This is a genomic window from Streptomyces acidicola (assembly GCF_009377235.1).
Classification (GTDB): domain Bacteria; phylum Actinomycetota; class Actinomycetes; order Streptomycetales; family Streptomycetaceae; genus Streptomyces; species Streptomyces acidicola.
In genome coordinates, this window is record NZ_VMNX01000403.1 from 1 (window position 1) to 4,853 (window position 4,853).

Here is a 4,853-nt window from a genome sequence, read left to right on the forward strand (position 1 = left end):
CCGCCCCCGGATGCCTCCGGAGCCACCCCTCCCACGCCGAGGAGATCATGTCCTCCACGCCGTACCGGGCCTTCCAGCCGAGCTCGTCGGCGGCGCGCTGCGCCGAGGCGACCACGCGGGCGGGGTCGCCGGGGCGGCGCGGGGTGACGGTCGGGGTCACGTCGTGGCCGGTGAGCGCGTTGATGCGTTCGATCATCTCGCGGACCGAAACGCCCTCACCGCGCCCGATGTTGAGGGTCAGGTCCGTACCGCGGGCGGCCTGCAGACGGTGGGCCGTCGCCACGTGGGCCTCGGCCAGGTCCACCACGTGGATGTAGTCCCGGACGCACGTGCCGTCGGGCGTCGGGTAGTCGTTCCCGAAGATCCGCGGCGCCTTGCCCTCGGTCAGCTTCTCGAAGACCATCGGGATGAGGTTGAAGACGCCGACGTCCGCCAGTTCGCGCGAGGCCGCTCCCGCCACGTTGAAGTAGCGGAGTGACGCCGTCGACATACCCGTCGCCTTGCCCGTGGCCCGTACCAGCCACTCGCCCGCGAGCTTGGTCTCGCCGTACGGGCTCATCGGCACGCACGGACTCTCCTCCGTCACCAGGGGCTCGTCCCGGGCGTCGGAGGGCATCCCGTACACGGCTGCCGAGGAGGAGAAGACGAAGTGCGGCACTCTCGCCTCGGTGACGGCGGAGAGCAGGACGCGCAGGCCCTCGACGTTCTCCTGGTAGTAGTGCAGCGGTTGTTCGACCGACTCGCCGACCTGTTTCTTCGCCGCCAGGTGGATCACGCCGGTGACGGTGTGCCGGGTCAGGGTGCGGTTCAGCAGCTCGCTGTCCAGCGTGGAGCCCTCGACCAGCCGTACCCCCTCGGGTACGCGCTCGGCGATCCCCGTCGACAGGTCGTCATAGACCACGGTCCGCTCGCCCGCTTCGCGCATGGCGCGGACGACATGCGCCCCGATGTAGCCGGCGCCGCCGGTGATCAGCCAGGTCATGGACAGTCGTCCCCTCTTGAATGCACCCACCTACGGGTCTACGGATGTAAGGGTCTACGGGTCTTGAATTCACCTACGGGTCGTGCACCAGTCTCGTATCCATCTACGGGTCCTGCACCAGCGAAGCAGGCGTTCACTGATGAAGCAGACGTTTGACGCGTCTGCTCATGACATCTGTCAATCCTCGCCAACCGGGCGCGAGCCGCAACGCGAGCGCCCCCGCGTGGGTCGCGTACGGCTGCACGAGGAGCAGCCCGTGGCGCGCGCTCGGTACGGCCGTCCGCCGCAGCAGCCCGGGCCCGGCGAGCGCGTGGGCGGTGGTCTCCCGGCTGGTGCCGTCCCGGAAGCGCAGCCGCAGCCGCAGGTCCCAGGTGCCCGAGCCCAGCTCGCCGAGGTCGACCGGCACGTCGGCCAGCCAGCTGTCGGAGTCCGGCTCGGCCGCGAGGGGCACTGTGCGGGCGAGCCCCACCCGGCCGCGGTCCCGGTGCGTGAACTCCACGTCCACCGCCTCGGGCCCGCCCTGCCCCATCCGCCCGTACAGCTCGTGCAGGCGCAGCCGGAGCAGGGTGTCGCGCGCACGGGGGCGCAGTTCGGCGTCGACGGCCACGGGCAGCAGGTGCAGGGGGCGTTCGAGGAGGTGGTCCAGCCGCACCTCGGGCAGGTCCGCCGACCACACCGGGGTGCCGTCGGCCGCGCGAGCGTACGGCGGTGTCAGCCGGGCCGGGCGGGCCGCGAGCTCCCTGAGGCGGGGCACGTCACGCGGCTCGGCGGAGGCCAGGATCACGCGCGCCACGACGCGCCCCGGCGCGGGCGCCAGCGCGAAGTCGGCCGTGTCGAAGGTCTTCAGGTACGCGCGCGTGAGGGCCCACCACGCGCGCCGGTACTCCGCCCCGCGCTGGTCGAGTTCGCGCGCGTACATCCGCACCGAGTGTTCGAGGAACCTCGCCCGCGCCGCCCGCGCCAGCCGCTTCTCGCCGGCGCGGAGGAGGATGTCGTACGACAGCCGGTGGGCCTCCGTCCGTGCTCGCCAGTTGTCGATGCCCGCGCGGTCGAGGGAGATGGACAGCCGGGCCGCGGAGCGCCGCACGTGCCAGACGTAGACCGTGTCCGGGACGAGCGCCATGCGCGGGGCGGCGGCCAGCACACGCGCGGTGAACACGAAGTCCTCGTACGGGAACCGCCCGTCGGGGAAGCGGATCCCGTGCCGGCGCAGGAAGTCGGTGCGGTAGAGCTTGTTGACGCACAGCGTGTCGTGGACGAGGCGGGTGCGCCGGGACGGGCGGGCGAGCACGGCCGGCTGCGCGTACAGCTCGGGCTGCCACGGGGTCTCGTGCCCGGACGGCAGCTCCCGGCGCACGCACAGGCCCGCCGCGACCTCCGCGTCCTGCTCGGCCGCCGCGCGCAGCAACGAGTCCACCGCACCGGGCGGCAGCACGTCGTCGCTGTCCAGGAACATCACGTACGGGGCTGTCGCGGCCTCGATGCCGTCGTTGCGCGGGGTGCCGCAGCCGCCGCTGTTGACCCGGCGGCGGATCACCCGCAGACGCGGTTCGGCGGCGGCCAGCCGCTGAAGCAGCTCCGCGCTGCCGTCCGCCGAGCAGTCGTCGACCGCGATCACCTCACGGACGGCGGGGCCCTGCGCGAGCGCCGAACGGACCGCGCCCGCCACGTGGGTGGCGTCGTCGTACCCGATGACGACGACGCTGACCTGCGAGTGGTGACGGTCCATGGCTCCCACGAGACGAGTCGGAATAGTCGATGTTGTTGTCAGTTTCCCGTATGAGCGGTACTCAGCCTTTGGTGTGGATGACGGAGGGAATAGGGCTCGGGTTCCGTTCCGGGCTGCTGGATTCCGAGTCGTCCGGTTCGGGGTGATCCTCCGGACTCCGGCTCCGGCTCCTCCGCGGGCCGGCGGCCGTGCCCCGCCACAGCCGTACGAAGGACAGGACCGCCGCTGCCGTCAGCAGTCCGTTGCGTACGAGCATCAGCAGGCAGCCCGTCCAGGTGCTGTTGACGACCTCCTGGTAGAGCACGGGATACGTCACCGCGCTGACGGCCGTCGCCGCCACGATCAGCAGGGCCACCGCGCGCTGCGTGGTGTGCCGGGAGGTCAGGCACACGGCGGCCAGCCCCAGCAGCCACACCATGTACTGGGGGCTGATCACCCGGCTGGTGACCGTGAAGAGCAGCACGGCGCTCAGTGCGGCGTCGTACGGGGTCGCCGGTGACCAGCGGCGGGCGCGCGTCCGCCACAGCAGCAGGGCGCCGAAGGCGGCGACGGTGAGGGCGAGTGAGAGGGCCGCGACCTCCGGCACGTACGGCCCCACGAACTCCATCGCGCCGTACCGGTACCGCACGGTCCCGTCCCAGCCCGCGCGGCGCGCGAGAGCGAGGGCCGTGCCGCCGAGCGACTCGATCTGCACGCCCCGGCGGCCCTGCTGGCGTAAGAAGTCGAACGGTGTCCTGAAGAGCGCGGCGAGCGTCCCCAGCAGCACCGCCGTGGTGACCGCGGCCGCCGCCCACGCCTCCTTCGTTGTACGGCCCCTCGGCGTGCCGATCAGGGTCAGCGCGGGCCAGACCTTCGCCAGGGCACCCATCGCGGCGAACGCCCCGCACGCGCGCGTGGAGCGCGAAAACGTCAACAGGGCGATGACGGCGAACGCCGTGACCAGCACGTCGTACCGCACGAGCGGCAGGTACAGCATGACCGGCAGTCCGGCGGTCCACAGCGCGGCCCCGCTCAGGCTGCGACCGTCGGGGCGCGTTCCCGCGCGCGTGAGGGCGACCGTGACGACGATGTCCGCGGTGAGGGTGAGGGCCACGAAGGCCTGGAAGTACGTCAGGCCCGGCAGCGCCCCGGGCGCGAGCAGGAGCAGTCCGGCACCCGGCGGGTACTGCCAGAGCGGGTCGCCCTCCGGGTACGCGCCGCCCGCGAGGACGCCGTACCAGCGGGCGTACAGCCGGTACGCCTCACCCGCGACACCGCCGTGACCGAGCAGGGGCAGGTGGTTGTGGGCGAGCAGCCACAGCATCAGGGCGCGGGTGGCCGCCCATGCTGCGGCGAGGGCGAGCAGCCGGGAGCGGACTTCGGGCCGTCCGGGCCGGCTGCGGGTTCGGGGCTGGAATCTCCGGTGCTGGATTCTCCGGGGCTGGAGGCTTCGAGGCTCGATTCGCCGTGTCATCAGACCGGATCGTAAGCCGAATAAATGCCATATCCATGGCGATACGCCGCCTGTCGCCACCAACAGGTGTGCATGCGCCGTCCATCGCCATCAACAGGTGCGCAAGGCTGTGAAGTCGGCCTCTTCGTGGCCTCGGCCGACCTCCTGCTGTGGCTCCTGACGCTGCTGGAGTGCTAAGCGCAGCCTGGCGTCTCCTCCAGCGTCGCCCCATCCAGTGCCGCCCCGTCCAGCGCGGCCGTCAGGCGGTCGAGGCGGGTGTGCAGGTCGCGCAGCTCGTCGAGGTCGAAGCTCGTCGCCGCCATGATCCGGCGCGGTACCTCCAGTGCCCGTTCGCGCAGCGCCAGGCCCTCGTCGGTCGGCCGCACCTCCACGGACCGCTCGTCGCGTGCGCTGCGCTCGCGCCGTACCAGCCCGGCCGCCTCCAGCCGCTTCAGCAGCGGCGACAGCGTGCCGGAGTCGAGGCGCAGGTGCTCGCCCAGCTTCTTCACGGGCAGCTCGCCCCGCTCCCACAGCACCAGCATCACCAGGTACTGCGGGTAGGTGAGGCCGAGGTCCTTGAGGAGCACCCGGTAGACGCCGTTGAAGGCGCGCGAGGCCGCGTGCAGCGAGAAGCAGATCTGCTTGTCGAGGCGCAGGAGGTCCGCGCCAGGGGCCGAGGTCAAGTCGGTGGCAGGGGTCGGGGCCGGGGC

Annotated in this window: 4 protein-coding genes; all 4 read right to left on the bottom strand. The window is 72.1% G+C overall.

Annotation, left to right across the window (positions count from 1 at the left end; all coding sequences use genetic code 11):
* Nucleotides 1-982 (bottom strand): UDP-glucose 4-epimerase GalE (galE, locus tag FPZ41_RS44765; RefSeq protein ID WP_152870464.1); only part of this gene is annotated, 982 nt, incomplete at its 3' end.
* 133 nt (nt 983-1,115) lie between these two features.
* The gene (locus tag FPZ41_RS44770) at nt 1,116-2,711 is read right to left on the bottom strand and encodes a glycosyltransferase family 2 protein (RefSeq protein WP_152870466.1); all 1,596 of its coding nucleotides are present in this window, start codon (nt 2,709-2,711) and stop codon (nt 1,116-1,118) included.
* A 61-nt stretch (nt 2,712-2,772) separates the two neighbouring features.
* Nucleotides 2,773-4,164: a glycosyltransferase 87 family protein gene (locus FPZ41_RS44775; protein WP_152870468.1), complete on the bottom strand. Its 1,392-nt coding sequence runs from the start codon at nt 4,162-4,164 to the stop codon at nt 2,773-2,775.
* Nucleotides 4,165-4,337: 173 nt separating this feature from the next.
* Complete coding sequence (locus tag FPZ41_RS44780; RefSeq protein WP_152870470.1) at nt 4,338-4,826, bottom strand: MarR family winged helix-turn-helix transcriptional regulator; 489 nt, start codon at nt 4,824-4,826, stop codon at nt 4,338-4,340.
* Between the last annotated feature and the right edge of the window lie 27 nt (nt 4,827-4,853).

Excerpts from the sequence above, each read along its gene's own strand:
- FPZ41_RS44770 (WP_152870466.1), bottom strand. The coding sequence starts at position 2,711 with ATGGACCGTCACCACTCGCAGGTCAGCGTCGTCGTCATCGGGTACGAC.
- FPZ41_RS44775 (WP_152870468.1), bottom strand. The coding sequence starts at position 4,164 with ATGACACGGCGAATCGAGCCTCGAAGCCTCCAGCCCCGGAGAATCCAG.